The organism is Klebsiella sp. G-Nf4 (assembly GCF_002810615.1).
Taxonomy (GTDB): domain Bacteria; phylum Pseudomonadota; class Gammaproteobacteria; order Enterobacterales; family Enterobacteriaceae; genus Klebsiella; species Klebsiella variicola.
Window position 1 is genome coordinate 240,718 of sequence record NZ_PION01000009.1, and the last position, 13,689, is coordinate 254,406.

13 protein-coding genes and 1 pseudogene are annotated in these 13,689 nt (G+C 58.6%); 11 read left to right on the forward strand and 3 right to left on the reverse strand.

Features of this window, described 5'->3' with window-relative positions; translation table 11 throughout:
- Positions 1-77 precede the first annotated feature (77 nt).
- Both tag and CWM57_RS19335 read left to right on the forward strand, forming a co-directional pair.
- Positions 78-659, forward strand: a complete 582-nt coding sequence (tag, locus tag CWM57_RS19330) for a DNA-3-methyladenine glycosylase I (protein ID WP_061153003.1) — start codon at positions 78-80, stop codon at positions 657-659.
- Positions 637-1,077 carry an N-acetyltransferase gene (locus CWM57_RS19335; protein ID WP_100630994.1) on the forward strand — a complete coding sequence of 147 codons (441 nt, stop codon included), beginning with the start codon at positions 637-639 and terminating at the stop codon, positions 1,075-1,077. The genes tag and CWM57_RS19335 overlap by 23 nt, the downstream gene beginning before the upstream one ends.
- Here the strand turns inward: CWM57_RS19335 and CWM57_RS19340 are convergent.
- Positions 1,046-3,376, reverse strand: a complete 2,331-nt coding sequence (locus CWM57_RS19340) for a molybdopterin guanine dinucleotide-containing S/N-oxide reductase (protein ID WP_061153001.1) — start codon at positions 3,374-3,376, stop codon at positions 1,046-1,048. The genes CWM57_RS19335 and CWM57_RS19340 overlap by 32 nt on opposite strands.
- Before the next feature lie 167 nt (positions 3,377-3,543).
- Here CWM57_RS19340 and CWM57_RS19345 point away from each other — a divergent pair, with 167 nt between their 5' ends.
- From CWM57_RS19345 to ghrB, 6 genes are all read left to right on the forward strand, one after another.
- A complete protein-coding gene (locus CWM57_RS19345; RefSeq protein WP_032415795.1) occupies positions 3,544-4,206 on the forward strand; it encodes an OmpA family lipoprotein in 663 nt (220 codons plus the stop codon).
- Between the two features lie 103 nt (positions 4,207-4,309).
- Entirely contained in the window at positions 4,310-5,326 is a 1,017-nt protein-coding gene (locus CWM57_RS19350; RefSeq protein WP_061153000.1) for a LacI family DNA-binding transcriptional regulator, read from the forward strand.
- Positions 5,327-5,437: 111 nt separating this feature from the next.
- Positions 5,438-6,187 (forward strand): sugar phosphate isomerase/epimerase family protein, encoded by a 750-nt coding sequence (locus CWM57_RS19355; protein WP_100676320.1) that lies wholly within the window; start codon positions 5,438-5,440, stop codon positions 6,185-6,187.
- Positions 6,188-6,190: 3 nt separating this feature from the next.
- On the forward strand, positions 6,191-7,126 hold the full coding sequence (locus CWM57_RS19360) for a sugar kinase (RefSeq protein WP_002921921.1): 936 nt from the start codon (positions 6,191-6,193) through the stop codon (positions 7,124-7,126).
- A 104-nt stretch (positions 7,127-7,230) separates the two neighbouring features.
- Positions 7,231-8,511, forward strand: a complete 1,281-nt coding sequence (locus CWM57_RS19365) for an MFS transporter (RefSeq protein WP_061152997.1) — start codon at positions 7,231-7,233, stop codon at positions 8,509-8,511.
- Positions 8,512-8,535: 24 nt separating this feature from the next.
- Positions 8,536-9,507: a glyoxylate/hydroxypyruvate reductase GhrB gene (gene ghrB / locus CWM57_RS19370; RefSeq protein ID WP_074386982.1), complete on the forward strand. Its 972-nt coding sequence runs from the start codon at positions 8,536-8,538 to the stop codon at positions 9,505-9,507.
- A 108-nt stretch (positions 9,508-9,615) separates the two neighbouring features.
- Here ghrB and CWM57_RS19375 read toward each other — a convergent pair whose 3' ends face one another.
- Positions 9,616-10,326, reverse strand: a complete 711-nt coding sequence (locus CWM57_RS19375; RefSeq protein WP_061152995.1) for a DUF3053 domain-containing protein — start codon at positions 10,324-10,326, stop codon at positions 9,616-9,618.
- A 441-nt stretch (positions 10,327-10,767) separates the two neighbouring features.
- Here CWM57_RS19375 and CWM57_RS19385 point away from each other — a divergent pair, with 441 nt between their 5' ends.
- The 3 genes from CWM57_RS19385 to cspA all read left to right on the forward strand — a co-directional run bounded on the left by CWM57_RS19385 (position 10,768) and on the right by cspA (position 13,124).
- Positions 10,768-12,123 carry an MFS transporter gene (locus CWM57_RS19385; RefSeq protein WP_061152994.1) on the forward strand — a complete coding sequence of 452 codons (1,356 nt, stop codon included), beginning with the start codon at positions 10,768-10,770 and terminating at the stop codon, positions 12,121-12,123.
- A gap of 245 nt (positions 12,124-12,368) precedes the next feature.
- Complete coding sequence (locus CWM57_RS19390; RefSeq protein WP_061152993.1) at positions 12,369-12,659, forward strand: HTH-type transcriptional regulator; 291 nt, start codon at positions 12,369-12,371, stop codon at positions 12,657-12,659.
- Positions 12,660-12,911: 252 nt separating this feature from the next.
- The gene (gene cspA / locus CWM57_RS19395) at positions 12,912-13,124 is read left to right on the forward strand and encodes an RNA chaperone/antiterminator CspA (protein ID WP_004126446.1); all 213 of its coding nucleotides are present in this window, start codon (positions 12,912-12,914) and stop codon (positions 13,122-13,124) included.
- A 98-nt stretch (positions 13,125-13,222) separates the two neighbouring features.
- Here cspA and CWM57_RS19400 read toward each other — a convergent pair.
- Positions 13,223-13,570, reverse strand: a pseudogene (locus CWM57_RS19400) (ABC transporter ATP-binding protein); the annotation flags it as partial.
- Positions 13,571-13,689: the final 119 nt, after the last annotated feature.

Here is a 13,689-nt window from a genome sequence, read left to right on the forward strand (position 1 = left end):
CCTGTATTAACTATTATCTTTATCTTTCAGCCGTCAAGCCGGGCGTTCACTTTTTTAGTGTAGAGGGAGAAATATCAATGCAACGTTGCGGATGGGTGAGCCAGGATCCGTTATATATCGAGTATCACGATACCGAATGGGGTGTGGCGCAAAAAGAGGGCCGCCAGCTGTTTGAAATGATCTGCCTCGAGGGCCAGCAGGCCGGTTTGTCATGGATCACCGTGTTAAAAAAACGGCAGAACTACCGCCAGGCTTTTCACCAGTTCGACCCGGTACGCGTGGCAGCGATGGGGGAAGATGATGTCGAGCAGTTGCTACAGAATGCCGGCATCATTCGCCATCGGGGAAAAATTCAGGCCATTATCGGCAACGCCCGCGCTTACCTGGCGATGGAAGAAAATGGCGAGTCGTTCACTGATTTTGTCTGGTCCTTCGTCAACAATGAGCCGCAGGTAACGTGCGCCGCGACGCTGGCGGAAATCCCCACCACGACGCCGGCCTCAGATGCGCTATCGAAGGCATTGAAAAAACGCGGCTTTAAATTTGTCGGCTCGACAATCTGTTATTCCTTTATGCAAGCCTGTGGGCTGGTCAACGACCATGTCACCGGCTGCTTCTGTCACCCTGGAGGTCAGGATGATCCGCAAGTGGGACACTGAAGATACCGCGCCGCTGCTGGCGCTGTGGCTGGACAGCACGATTCATGCTCATCCCTTTATCAGCGAAAGTTACTGGCGCGACAGCATCGCGGTGGTACGGGATGTCTATCTTCCCGCCGCCAGCACCTGGGTCTGGGAGCGCGACGGAGTATTAAAAGGCTTTGTTAGCGTGCTGGACTCCCGCTTCGTCGGCGCGTTGTTTGTCGCGCCGGACGCCATCCGCCAGGGCATTGGCCGGGCGCTGCTGGATGAAGTCAAACAGCACTACGCCTGGCTTAGCCTTGAGGTTTACCAGAAGAACGAATCGGCGGTCAGTTTCTACCATGCGCAGGGCTTCCGGATTGAAGACTGCGCATGGCAGGACGATACTCAGCACCCGACGTGGATTATGCGTTGGCCGGCGGATCAAATGCTGTAAGCGGCAGCGCCGGGCCGGTATATTTCTCCAGCCACGCCAGGGCGGTGTTCCCGGCACAGCCGTTGCCGAGCCGGGATGTCGGGATATCTTTGGTTAAGACGTTCACCGCCCCGTTTTTGCAGATGCCCACCAGCGGATCCAGGTCGGGCCATGCCCCTTCATGCAGGCAAATCACCCCCGGGCGGATCCCCTCCGTCACCACCGCGCCGGCCAGCACCTGACCGCGGGCGTTCCACACCCGCACCAAATCGCCATCGGCGATCCCGCGCGCCTGGGCATCCTGCGGATGGATGGTCAACGGTTCACGTCCGGCGACGGCATAGCGTTCGCGCAGCGCGGTATAGTTCAGCTGACTGTGCAGACGGTGTGCCGGATGGGCCGACAGCAGCTGCAGCTGCCCTGCCTCGGCGTTGCCATGCCACTCGTCGGGCTCCAGCCACATCGGGTGCGGCGGGCAATCGGCGTAGCCAAAGGCGGCGATGGTTGGTGAGTGGATCTCAATTTTACCGCTCGCCGTTTTCAGCGGGTTGGCCTGCGGATCGTCGCGGAAGGCGGCGAAGCGGGCAAAACGGGCATTCTCCGGCTCCTCCGGCATCTCAATCAGCTGGTTAGCCTGCCAGAATTCGGCAAACGGCGGCAGCGTCACCTGCTGCTGGGCGCCGCGCCGGGCGGCCATCTGATAGAAGGTCTCCAGCCACTGCAAATCACTCTTCCCTTCGGTGAAGCGCTCGCGGCCGCCCGCTTCCCAGCGTTCGCTGAGGTCGGCAAAGACTGCGAAATCGTCGCGCGCTTCATCTCGCGGGGCGACCACCTGCTTCATCGGCACCAGATGCTGATTGCTGTAATCCCCGGTCATGGTCAGATCGTTGCGCTCAAACGAAGTGGTCGCCGGCAGGACGATATCGGCATGGCGCGCGGCGGCGGTCCAGAAACATTCGGAGATGACGATCAGCTCCGGTTTCTGCCAGGCCTGGATCAATCGGTTGGTGTCCTGATGATGAGTAAAGTTGGCCCCGCCGGCCCACCAGATAAAGCGAATGTCGGGGAAGCGACGCGCCATGCCGTTGTGCTGATAGTCCGCCCCCGGATTCTCCAGCGCCTCGACGATCCGCGCGACCGGGATCTTCTCCACCGCGTCCACGCCCCCGGCGACGCTTCCCTGCATTGAGCCCAGCACCGCCGCGCGGCGCGTCGGGTTGCCGCCGTTGGCGAAATGGTAGGAAAGACCAAACCCGCCTCCCGGGGTGCCAATCTGCCCCAGCATGGCGGCCAGTGTGACCAACATCCAGTGCTTCTGCTCGCCATACTGCTGGCGCTGCATGCCCCAGCCAGACATCAGCATGGTGGTGTTTTCATGGAAAAGTTTCGCCAGTTCGCGGATCTTATCCGCTTCCACGCCGCAGATCGCCGCCGCCCAGTCAGCGGTTTTCGCTACGCCGTCGCTTTCGCCGGTCAGATAGCGGGCAAAAATATCGTAGCCACTGGTGCAGCGGGTAAGAAACGCATCATCCTGCCAGCTATTCTCCACCAGCGTATGGGCGATCCCCAGCATCAGCGCGACATCGGTGCCCATATGCGGGGCGATCCATTCCATCGAATCGCCAAAGAAATCGACGGTTTCCGATCGCATCGGATCGATGCAGATCAGGCGCTTGCCGCTCTGGCGCAGCCGGTCGAACCACGGGATCCCTTGCTCGTCGGAGGCGTTCCAGGCAATTTTCAGCGTGTTCAGCGGGTTGGCGCTCCACAGCACCACCACTTCGCTGTGCTCGAGCACCAGTGGCCAGCTGGTCTGCTGCTGATACACCTCATTGCCGCCCACGACGTAAGGCATGATCGCCTGCGCCGCGCCGGTGGAGTAATCGCCAAGATGGCCGGTATAGCCGCCCGCCAGGCTCATGTAGCGCTGCAGCAGGGTGGCCGCCTTATGCAGGACGCCGTTAGAACGCCAGCCGTAGGAGCCGGCGAAAATCGACTGCGGACCGTAGCTTTCGCGGATCCGCCGATGCTGGGCATCAATCAAATCCAGCGCCTGATCCCAGCTCACCCGAACGAATTCATCCTGACCGCGGACCCCCTGCGGCGTTTCCGGTGAAGCAAGGAAGCCTTTGCGCACCATCGGATAGCGCACGCGGGTTTTGCTGTGGACCTGATCGCGCACCGCCGTTTGCAGCGAGTTGGCAAACGGTGTCGCCAGCGCGCCCCGGGAGGAGAGGACGTTTTCACCGTCCGTTTCCACCAGCATCGGTCCCCAGTGGGCGGCGGTTAAGATGGTTTTGGTTGCAGATGAGGTTGGCAAGGGTGGCTCCTGGTCAGCGAATGCAGGTGTCATGACGGCGTGATGGGCAACCGTTCAATGTTATTTACAAAATGAGATGGTATCCGGGGAATTTTCTACGTAATCACGCGTCATAATCAACCGTCACGTTCGCTGTGACAAAGAATAAAAAGGATTAAGGACATTAAATGAAAAAACGCGTACTTATGATTGCGGCGCTGGTCAGCGGCACTCTGGCCATTTCTGGCTGCACCACCAACCCCTATACCGGTGAACGTGAAGCAGGTAAATCCGGTATTGGCGCAGGTATTGGCTCCTTAGTGGGCGCTGGCGTCGGCGCGCTCTCCTCTTCCAAACATGACCGCGGCAAAGGCGCGCTGATTGGCGCAGCGGCCGGCGCGGCGCTTGGCGGCGGCATTGGTTACTACATGGACGTGCAGGAAGCGAAGCTGCGCGACAAGATGCAGGGAACCGGGGTTAGCGTGACGCGAAATGGCGACAATATCGTGCTGAACATGCCGAATAACGTCACCTTCGACAGCAACAGCGCCAACCTGAAACCGGCCGGCGCCAACACCCTGACCGGCGTGGCCATGGTGCTGAAAGAGTACGAGAAAACCGCTGTTAACGTCGTCGGCTACACCGACAGCACCGGCAGCAAGGAGCTGAATATGCGTCTGTCGCAACAGCGTGCAGACAGCGTCGCCAGCGCGCTGATCACGCAGGGCGTGGCGGCCAATCGCATTCGCACCACCGGCATGGGGCCGGCGAATCCTATCGCCAGCAACAGCACGGCGGAAGGCAAAGCGCAGAACCGTCGCGTGGAAATTACCCTCAGCCCGCTACAGTAAGCGCATCCTCATGTCGCCCGGCAGCCGCTCTGCCGGGCAAAATGCTTGATATCGCTATTTTTCGCGCTAAGGTGTTGGCAGATTTTCAGCAAAGGAAGCCACCATGGCGAAAGCGGCGCGTGCAACTATCAGCGATGTGGCGAAAGCCGCAAAGACCGGCAAAACCAGCATTTCACGTTATCTCAACGGCGAGAAGCATCTGCTTTCCGACGATCTGTTATCACGTATTGAAAAAGCCATTGCCGAACTCGACTACCGCCCCAGCCTGATGGCCCGCGGCCTCAAGCACGGCCGAACCCGCCTTATTGGCCTGATCATCGCCGATATCACCAACCCCTACTCGGTCAATGTTCTGAGCGGCATTGAAGCGGCCTGCCGGGAAAAAGGCTTCACCCTGCTGGTGTGTAATACCAATAACGAGCTGGATCAGGAGCTGCACTACCTGGACCTGCTGCGCAGCTACCAGGTGGAAGGCATCGTGGTCAACGCGGTCGGTATGCGTGAGGATGGCCTGAACCGCTTACAGCAGTCAGCCCTGCCGATGGTGCTGATTGACCGTAAAATTCCCGATTTCGCCTGCGATGTGGTCGGGCTGGATAACACTCAGGCCGCTACCACCGCCACCGAACACCTGGTGGAGAAAGGATTTGAGGCCATCCTGTTTCTCAGCGAACCGCTGGGCTCGGTGAATACCCGCCGTGAGCGTCTGAGCGCTTTTCGCGCCACCCTCACCCGCCACCACGGCGTGGTGGCTGAAAACGCCGAAGTACCGCTCAACGACGGCGCGATGATGGACAACGTCCTGCGCCAGTTCCACGCTCGCCATCGCGGGATGCGTAAAGCGGTGATTTCCGCCAACGGCGCGCTGACGCTGCAGGTGGCCCGCGCCCTGAAGCGCGTCGGCCTGATCTGGGGCAGCGATATCGGCCTGCTGGGCTTCGACGAACTGGAGTGGGCGGAGCTGGCTGGCGTCGGTATTACCACCCTCAAACAGCCGACGTGGCAGATCGGCTACGCCGCGGTCGAACAGGTGATTCGGCGCATTGCCGGCACTAACGACCCCATCCGCGAGCGGGTCTTCTCCGGCGAGCTTATCGTCCGCGGATCAACCTCCCGTTAACGATCCTTCGTGATGCCGATCATAAATTAAACATCTCGCCCTTTCTTATGGAACCGATACCATCTAGCGTATTAAGGAGATTAAGCAACAAACGCCGGGAGTAAGAGCGCGATGGCCAGAAAAATTATTGTCGTTACCGCTGCGTATGGTAATGACCATGTTAAATCCTTAGGCGGCCAGGCCGCCGTCCTGCCGTTTATCGCCGACGCCGGTGCGGACGGCGTCGAAATCCGCCGTGAGCTGTGCAGCGCGGAAGAGCTCAACGCTCTGCCGTCGCTGGCGGCCACCATTGAGCGCCACGGCCTGCTGGCCTGCTACTCCGCGCCGCAGGCGCTGTTCGCCGATAGCGGCGAGCTCAACCCGGCACTCCCGGCGCTGCTCGCGGAAGCGCAAACCCTGAATGCCCTGTGGCTGAAGCTCTCCCTTGGCCATTTCCTCCACAATCAGCAGTTGGATGAGCTGCGCGATATCCTCAGCGACAGCGGCATGGCGTTGGTGGTAGAGAATGACCAGACCGACTGCGGCCAGCTGGCGCCGATGCAGCGCTTCAAAGCCGCCTGCCGGGTCCATCAGTTGCCGGTCACCTTAACGTTTGATATGGGCAACTGGCTGTGGGTTGGCGACTCGCCGGAAGAGGCGGCACGTCACCTTGCGCCGGCGGTCAGCTATATTCATGTGAAAGCCGCGGAACCCCATCATGAGAAATTCCGCGCGGTACCGCCGGATCAGGCCGCCGACCGCTGGCTGGCCCTGCTCGATAATCTTCCCGCCGATGCGCCGCGTGGAATCGAGTTTCCGCTGACTGGCCATGACCTGACGGCCGTGACCCGCCGCTACGTCAACCTGTTACGCGAGGATTAAGCCGTGGAAAATTTAGATGTCATCACCATCGGCGAAGCTATGGCCATGTTTGTCGCCACCGAAACCGGCGATCTGGCCGAGGTGGAGCATTTCATGAAACGCGTTGCCGGCGCCGAACTGAACGTCGCCACCGGCCTGGCGCGCCTGGGTCTGAAGGTCGGCTGGGTCAGCCGCGTCGGCAACGACAGCTTTGGCCGCTTCGTACTGCAATCGCTGGCGAAAGAGGGGATCGATAGCCATGCTGTCGCCATCGACAACCGCTTCGCTACCGGTTTCCAGATGAAATCGAAAGTCGAAAATGGAACCGATCCCATTGTGGAATATTTCCGCAAAGGCTCTGCCGCCAGCCATCTGTCGCCGGACGATTTTCGCGCCGACTACTTCACCAGCGCCCGCCATCTGCACCTGAGCGGCGTGGCCGCCGCGCTCTCTGAAAGCTCATATGCGCTGCTGGAGCATGCGGCGAAGGTGATGAAAGCCGAGGGAAAAACCCTCTCTTTCGACCCCAATCTGCGCCCGGTGCTGTGGAAAAGCGAAGCCGAGATGGTGGAGAAACTCAACCGCCTCGCCTTCCAGGCTGACTGGGTTTTGCCAGGCTTAAAAGAGGGCGTGATTCTCACCGGCCAGCAGACCCCTGAAGGGATCGCCGATTTCTATCTCTCCCGCGGCGTCAAGGCGGTGGTCATTAAAACCGGCTGCGACGGCGCCTGGTTCAAGAGCGCCAGCGGCGAACAGGGAACGGTTGATGCCATTAAAGTCGATAACGTCGTCGATACCGTCGGCGCCGGCGACGGCTTTGCCGTCGGGGTGATTAGCGCCCTGCTGGAAGGCAAAACCCTGCTTCAGGCGGTGAACCGCGGCAATAAAATCGGTTCGCTGGCGATTCAGGTCCAGGGCGACAGCGAGGGGCTGCCCACCCGCGACGCGCTGGGCGAATAACATTTATACGCAACAATAACAGCCGTCCTGTACCCTACCTGCAGCGCGGCACAGCAGCGTCCGTTTCGACGGACGGATGTCACCTCATTGACAGAGGCAAGCCTATGAATAGCTCAACAAATGCAACGAAACGCTGGTGGTATATCATGCCTATCGTGTTTATCACGTATAGCCTGGCGTACCTCGACCGTGCCAACTTCAGCTTCGCCTCCGCGGCAGGCATTACCGAAGACCTGGGCATCACCAAGGGGATCTCCTCCCTGCTGGGAGCCCTGTTCTTCCTTGGCTACTTCTTCTTCCAGATCCCCGGCGCTATCTATGCGGAGCGCCGCAGCGTTCGCAAACTGATCTTTATCTGCCTGATCCTGTGGGGCGGTTGCGCCTCGCTGACCGGTATAGTGCATAATATCCCGGCGCTGGCGGCTATCCGCTTCATCCTCGGCGTCGTTGAAGCCGCGGTGATGCCGGCGATGCTGATCTATATCAGCAACTGGTTCACCAAATCAGAACGCTCTCGCGCCAACACCTTCCTGATCCTCGGTAACCCGGTGACGGTCCTGTGGATGTCGGTGGTTTCTGGCTACCTGATTCAGGCCTTCGGCTGGCGGGAAATGTTCATCATCGAAGGGGTGCCGGCGGTGATCTGGGCCTTCTGCTGGTGGGTGCTGGTGAAAGACAAACCGTCGCAGGTTAACTGGCTGGCGGAGAGTGAAAAAGCTGCGTTGCAGGAACAACTGGATCGTGAGCAGCAGGGCATCAAGGCGGTGCGTAACTATAGCGAGGCTTTCCGCTCCCGCAACGTGGTCCTGCTCTGCGCACAGTACTTTGCCTGGAGTATCGGGGTGTACGGTTTTGTACTGTGGCTGCCGTCGATTATCCGTAGCGGTGGTGAAAATATGGGGATGGTGGAAGTGGGTTGGCTCTCTTCTGTTCCCTATCTGGCGGCCACTATCGCCATGATCGTCGTCTCCTGGGCGTCCGATAAAATGCAGAACCGTAAACTGTTCGTCTGGCCGCTGCTGTTGATTGGCGGACTGGCCTTCATCGGCTCCTGGGCGGTCGGCGCCAATCATTTCTGGGTCTCTTACACCCTGCTGGTGGTGGCCGGTGCGGCAATGTATGCGCCTTACGGTCCCTTCTTCGCCATTATTCCGGAAATGCTGCCGCGTAACGTCGCCGGAGGCGCCATGGCGCTGATCAACAGCATGGGCGCTCTGGGCTCCTTCTGCGGCTCGTGGTTTGTCGGCTACCTGAACGGTGCCACCGGCAGCCCCGCAGCCTCCTATATTTTTATGGGGGTGGCGCTTTTCGCCTCAGTATTGCTGACTTTGATTGTTAAGCCTGCTAATAATCAAAACCTACCGCTTGGCGCTCATCACGCCTGAACTATTTCTACTACGGAGATTCGCATGAAGCCGTCTGTCATTCTCTATAAAACGCTTCCCGACGACCTGTTACAGCGTCTGGAGGAACACTTTTCCGTCACCCAGGTGAAAAACCTGCAGCCGGAGACCGTTTCGCAGCACGCAGAGGCCTTCGCCCAGGCTGAAGGCCTCCTGGGCTCCAGTGAAAAGGTTGACGCCGCGCTGCTGGAGAAGATGCCGAAGCTGCGTGCGACCTCCACCGTTTCCGTTGGCTATGACAACTTCGACGTCGAGGCGTTGAACGCCCGCCGGGTGCTACTGATGCATACTCCGACCGTGCTGACCGAGACCGTCGCCGATACGGTCATGGCGCTGGTGCTGAGCACCGCGCGCCGGGTGGTGGAAGTGGCGGAGCGCGTCAAAGCGGGCGAGTGGACGAAGAGCATTGGGCCAGACTGGTTCGGCAGCGATGTGCACCATAAAACCTTAGGTATCGTCGGCATGGGCCGCATCGGCATGGCGCTGGCGCAGCGCGCCCACTATGGATTCAGCATGCCGATCCTGTATAACGCACGCCGCCAGCATCCGCAGGCAGAAGAGCGCTTCAACGCCCGCTATTGCGATCTCGATACCCTGCTGCAGGAAGCCGATTTTGTCTGCTTGATCCTGCCCCTGAGCGAAGAGACCCACCATCTGTTCGGTCAGGCGCAGTTTGCCAAAATGAAATCTTCCGCCATCTTCATTAACGCCGGGCGTGGCCCGGTGGTGGACGAGCAGGCGCTGATCGCCGCCCTGCAGGCGGGTGAAATTCATGCTGCCGGTCTCGATGTGTTCGAACACGAACCGCTGGCAAAAGACTCGCCGCTGCTGAGGCTACCGAACGTCGTCGCGCTGCCGCATATCGGCTCCGCCACCCATGAGACGCGCTACAACATGGCGGCCTGCGCGGTGGACAACCTGATCGATGCCCTGAACGGTAATGTAGAGAAAAACTGCGTTAATCCGCAGGTAAAATAAGCCATAAAAAAACCCGGGTAACGGCGGCAACCGCCCTCCCCGGGTTCTTTTTGCATCTTTTCCGTCAGCCTGCTCGTTCGCCGCAGCCAACGTCAGCCAGATGAGGCATTAACGCGTGGCGTTCACCGCCGCCGTCCATGCCTGATTAAACGCCTGATGCTGCGCCGCCAGCGGCCCAATCAGCGTATTGTACTGGCTGGCCTGCTGCGAGGTTGGGAACTGAATGCCGTTGGCCACAAAGCTCACCTGAGTCCCCTGCTGAGCGACAAAATCCCCCACCTGAACCAGCTGCTGGGTAAAGATTTGCGCGGCCGGGATCAGCGGCTGCAGCGCGTCGGCTGGCGCCGTTACGACCTTGGCGTAGACCTGATCGAAGACCGGCTTGAGATCGTCAGCCTGCTTCAGAGCGCTATGCGCGGCATCGGCCTGCATTTTCGCATTCTGCAGCTGCTGGCTGAGCACGCCCAGCGCGCCGTTCGCCTGACGCAGCGGCTCACGCTGGGTCATGTAGTCCTGTGGGACACGGATAGCATTGACGCTGTCCACCACCGGGCGCAGACCTGCATCCATCGCCTGGCTCACCTGCTGTGAGTAGCCGTAAATGACCGCGTAGTCAGAGACAAAAGGCCCAAACTGTTTTTTCTGATCGGCGGTCAGCGTCGGCAGACGTTCACCGCTACGCATCGCCGTATTCTGCAGGAAGTCGATAAACGCTTTGCGCTGATCGCCTTCTTTATCAAAACACCCACTCAGGCTAACCACCATCAATAAGGCCGCCATAGCCGCAAACCAGCGAGAGCAGGACTTTCCTGTCGCCATTTTTTTACTCCTTTCAGCCAAAAAAAGCGCACAACGACACACACGTGCCAGACGCTGACAAGGATAGTCCAGCTCGGCCTCGCAGGATACCCTTTACTGCTAATCTTACGCAGGAAAAACGCCATTCCGCACGCCATCGTCACGGTGTAGAGCGTCTGTTATGCACATCACAAATATGGTCTTCACATTCCGCAAGCGAATTTTAGATAACCGTTTGATTTTAATGGCACTAAGAAAGTCTCCGTACGGCGTGGCATCCTTAAACGGACGATAATCGCACGCTTTGGCGCGCGCCTGGATTGCCTGCCCCCCACTTCAATGATTTGATGAATGAGCGATTAACGGCGATACGTTCGATTATCGCACAAATCAAACTCAACGACGCGAGGACGACGATAACAACAGACCTCTGTCCCTCGCTCAGTCTGCCAGGAAAGCCGTATGACTAAGACAACCATCGACATTCAGGCCTTTATCAACGAGCACCCCTTCACCCGCTACCAGTGGATGATCCTTGCGCTCTGCTTTATCACCGTCGCGATGGACGGATTCGACACCGCGATCATCGGATTTATCGCCTCCGACCTGGTACAAGAATGGGGCGTGGAGAAATCGGCGCTCGGCCCGGTGATGAGCGCCGCGCTGGTGGGTCTGGCGGTCGGCGCCTTAACCGCGGGACCGCTGGCTGACCGTATCGGCCGCAAAAAAGTGCTGATTATGTCGATCGTGGTGTTCGGCGGATTCAGCCTGCTCACCGCCTTCGCTACCAGTCTTAACCAGCTGACGCTGCTGCGTTTCCTGACCGGTCTGGGGCTCGGCGCGGCGATGCCGAATGCGGCCACCCTGATGAGCGAATATGCGCCGGAGCGCCGTCGGGCGCTGCTGGTGAACCTGATGTTCGTCGGCTTTCCGATGGGGTCGTCGCTGGGCGGCTTTTTATCCGCCTGGATGATCCCGCACTATGGCTGGCAGAGCGTGCTGGTGCTGGGTGGCGTGATGCCTCTCCTGCTGGCCGTGGCGTTAATTTTTCTGCTGCCGGAGTCTGCCCGCTATCTGGTGGTGAAGCAGCAGCCAGCGCAGCGCATTGCCGCCATCCTGAAGCGCATCGCGCCGTTACCGGACGTCGTCGACTTTGAGCTGCGCGAAGCAGGCCAGGTAAAAGAGAAATCGTCTATCGGCGTCATTTTCTCCCCTCGCTACGCGGTAGGTACCGTGATGCTGTGTCTGACCTACTTTATGGGGCTGTTGATTTTTTATCTTCTGACCAGCTGGCTGCCGCTGCTGATCCGCGAAACCGGCGCCTCGATGAGTCAGGCCTCCATTATCACCGCCCTGTTCCCGCTGGGCGGCGGAATTGGCGTGCTGATCCTCGGCGCGTTGATGGACAAGATCAATCCCAACAAGGTGGTGGCCGTTGGCTGGCTGCTGACTGGCGTTTGCGTCTGCCTGGTCGGTTTCTCCACCAGCAGCCTGGCGCTGATGGGGGTGATGGTGTTTATCGCCGGTAGCATTATGAATGGCGCGCAGTCGTCGATGCCCGCGCTGGCGGCAGGCTTCTACCCGACGCAGGGGCGCGCCACCGGCGTCGCCTGGATGCTGGGTATCGGCCGCTTCGGCGGGATCCTTGGCGCGTTCAGCGGGGCCTTCCTCATGCAGGCGCAGCTCTCCTTTGAGACCATATTCACCCTGCTGGCCATCCCGGCGTTCCTGTCAGCCATCGCGCTGTTGATCAAATACCGGTTCAGTAAACCCGCACCGGCCAACGCGGACGACGCGAGAGGCCTGCAGAAAGCCTGATCGCTAAGCCGGCGGCACTGCGCCGGCTTATCTGCTTTTTTCTTATCCGTTTACAAAAATTTTCGAAGCCATTTGATACCGTTAATAATCATTCTATTAGGCCCTACTGCCGTTTGGCTGCCGGGCCCGATTCGATTGCCTGTTGGCAAATAATCACGGACGTTACCATCGCGGGTGCCTTTTTCTGACTATTCTTAAAGAGCTTTAGAAAAATCTCTTCCGCTGTGTGATAAAAGGAGTTCTCAATGGAATATAAAGATCCTGTGTTTGAACTGCTGAGCAGCCTGGAACACATCGTTTTTAAGGATGATAATCAGATAATTACCTCAAACCGTAAGTCCACTGTGTTTAGTGAATTTGAACAACTGCGTAAAGGCACTGGACTTAAGATTGACGACTTCGCCAACGCCATGGGCGTGAGCGTCGCCATGGTAAGAGAGTGGGAGTCGAGACGGGTTAGACCGTCCCCTACCGAGCTGAAATTGATGCGCCTGATTCAGGCCAATCCACAGCTTTCACGACAGTTACTCGATTAATCCAGCGCGCAGCGGCATGGGTCAGTAAGGGGGCTTTTGCCGCTGCACCGTAAAAAAAGTTTGCTATCAGGTGCTGAACGTGCGTTAATGCTCGCAGGTTTGATGTACAGACCACAGAGCAGTCGAATAGAGCAGTCCTTCAAAGGTTATCCAAAGATACCCCCGTAGTGAACTTTCCCTTTATCGGTTTAAATCTGTAGTCCAGACCGCTACGCCGCAAGGCTCACTTATTTTTTTTAAAGGTAATTCACTATGTCCGGTAAAATGACTGGTATCGTAAAATGGTTCAACGCTGACAAAGGCTTCGGCTTCATCACTCCTGACGATGGTTCTAAAGACGTGTTCGTACACTTCTCTGCTATCCAGAACGAAGGCTACAAATCCCTGGACGAAGGTCAGAAAGTTTCCTTCACCATCGAAAGCGGCGCTAAAGGCCCGGCAGCTGGCAACGTAACTTCTCTGTAAGTTCAAGCCGCTAAGAATCGAGAATCCCTGCCTGATGGCGGGGATTTTTTTTATCTGTCGCCAACAGCCGCCAGCATACAATGGCGGCTGTTGGGCATTCAGAGCAGGGAAAAGTGCCAGCCCGTCTCCCGCCACGCCAGACTATGGGTCAGCTTCAAACCGTGTAAAAATGCCTCGTCATGTGACACCACCAGCATCGCGCCGGGAAACGCCGCCAGCGCGCTTTCAATAGCCTGTGTCGACGCTAAATCGAGATGGTTGGTCGGCTCATCCAGCAAAAGCAGCTGGGCGGGATCGCGTCGCCAGAGCACGCACGCCAGGGCCGCTTTCAGACGCTCGCCGCCGCTGAGCGCCGCCAGCGGTAGAGTGACCTTATCCGCACCCAGCTGGAGCTGCGCCAGACGGGTGCGCAGAAGGCCCTCATCCAGCGGGGTAGCGTATATGGACGCTCCCGGAATGCAATGCTTTCTTCAGTTCAGTAATAAAACGGGTAGGTGCAGCCATATATCCGGTTTCTGATGGGATTTCTTTATCCCGAACCATGATGAAATCCGCCAGGCAGGTA

Coding starts and splice junctions, on each gene's coding strand:
- ghrB (WP_074386982.1), top strand. CDS start 8,536: ATGAAGCCGTCTGTCATTCTCTATAAAACGCTTCCCGACGACCTGTTA.
- cspA (WP_004126446.1), top strand. CDS start 12,912: ATGTCCGGTAAAATGACTGGTATCGTAAAATGGTTCAACGCTGACAAA.
- CWM57_RS19350 (WP_061153000.1), top strand. CDS start 4,310: ATGGCGAAAGCGGCGCGTGCAACTATCAGCGATGTGGCGAAAGCCGCA.
- tag (WP_061153003.1), top strand. CDS start 78: ATGCAACGTTGCGGATGGGTGAGCCAGGATCCGTTATATATCGAGTAT.
- CWM57_RS19355 (WP_100676320.1), top strand. CDS start 5,438: ATGGCCAGAAAAATTATTGTCGTTACCGCTGCGTATGGTAATGACCAT.
- CWM57_RS19390 (WP_061152993.1), top strand. CDS start 12,369: ATGGAATATAAAGATCCTGTGTTTGAACTGCTGAGCAGCCTGGAACAC.
- CWM57_RS19345 (WP_032415795.1), top strand. CDS start 3,544: ATGAAAAAACGCGTACTTATGATTGCGGCGCTGGTCAGCGGCACTCTG.
- CWM57_RS19385 (WP_061152994.1), top strand. CDS start 10,768: ATGACTAAGACAACCATCGACATTCAGGCCTTTATCAACGAGCACCCC.
- CWM57_RS19365 (WP_061152997.1), top strand. CDS start 7,231: ATGAATAGCTCAACAAATGCAACGAAACGCTGGTGGTATATCATGCCT.
- CWM57_RS19375 (WP_061152995.1), bottom strand. CDS start 10,326: ATGGCGACAGGAAAGTCCTGCTCTCGCTGGTTTGCGGCTATGGCGGCC.
- CWM57_RS19335 (WP_100630994.1), top strand. CDS start 637: ATGATCCGCAAGTGGGACACTGAAGATACCGCGCCGCTGCTGGCGCTG.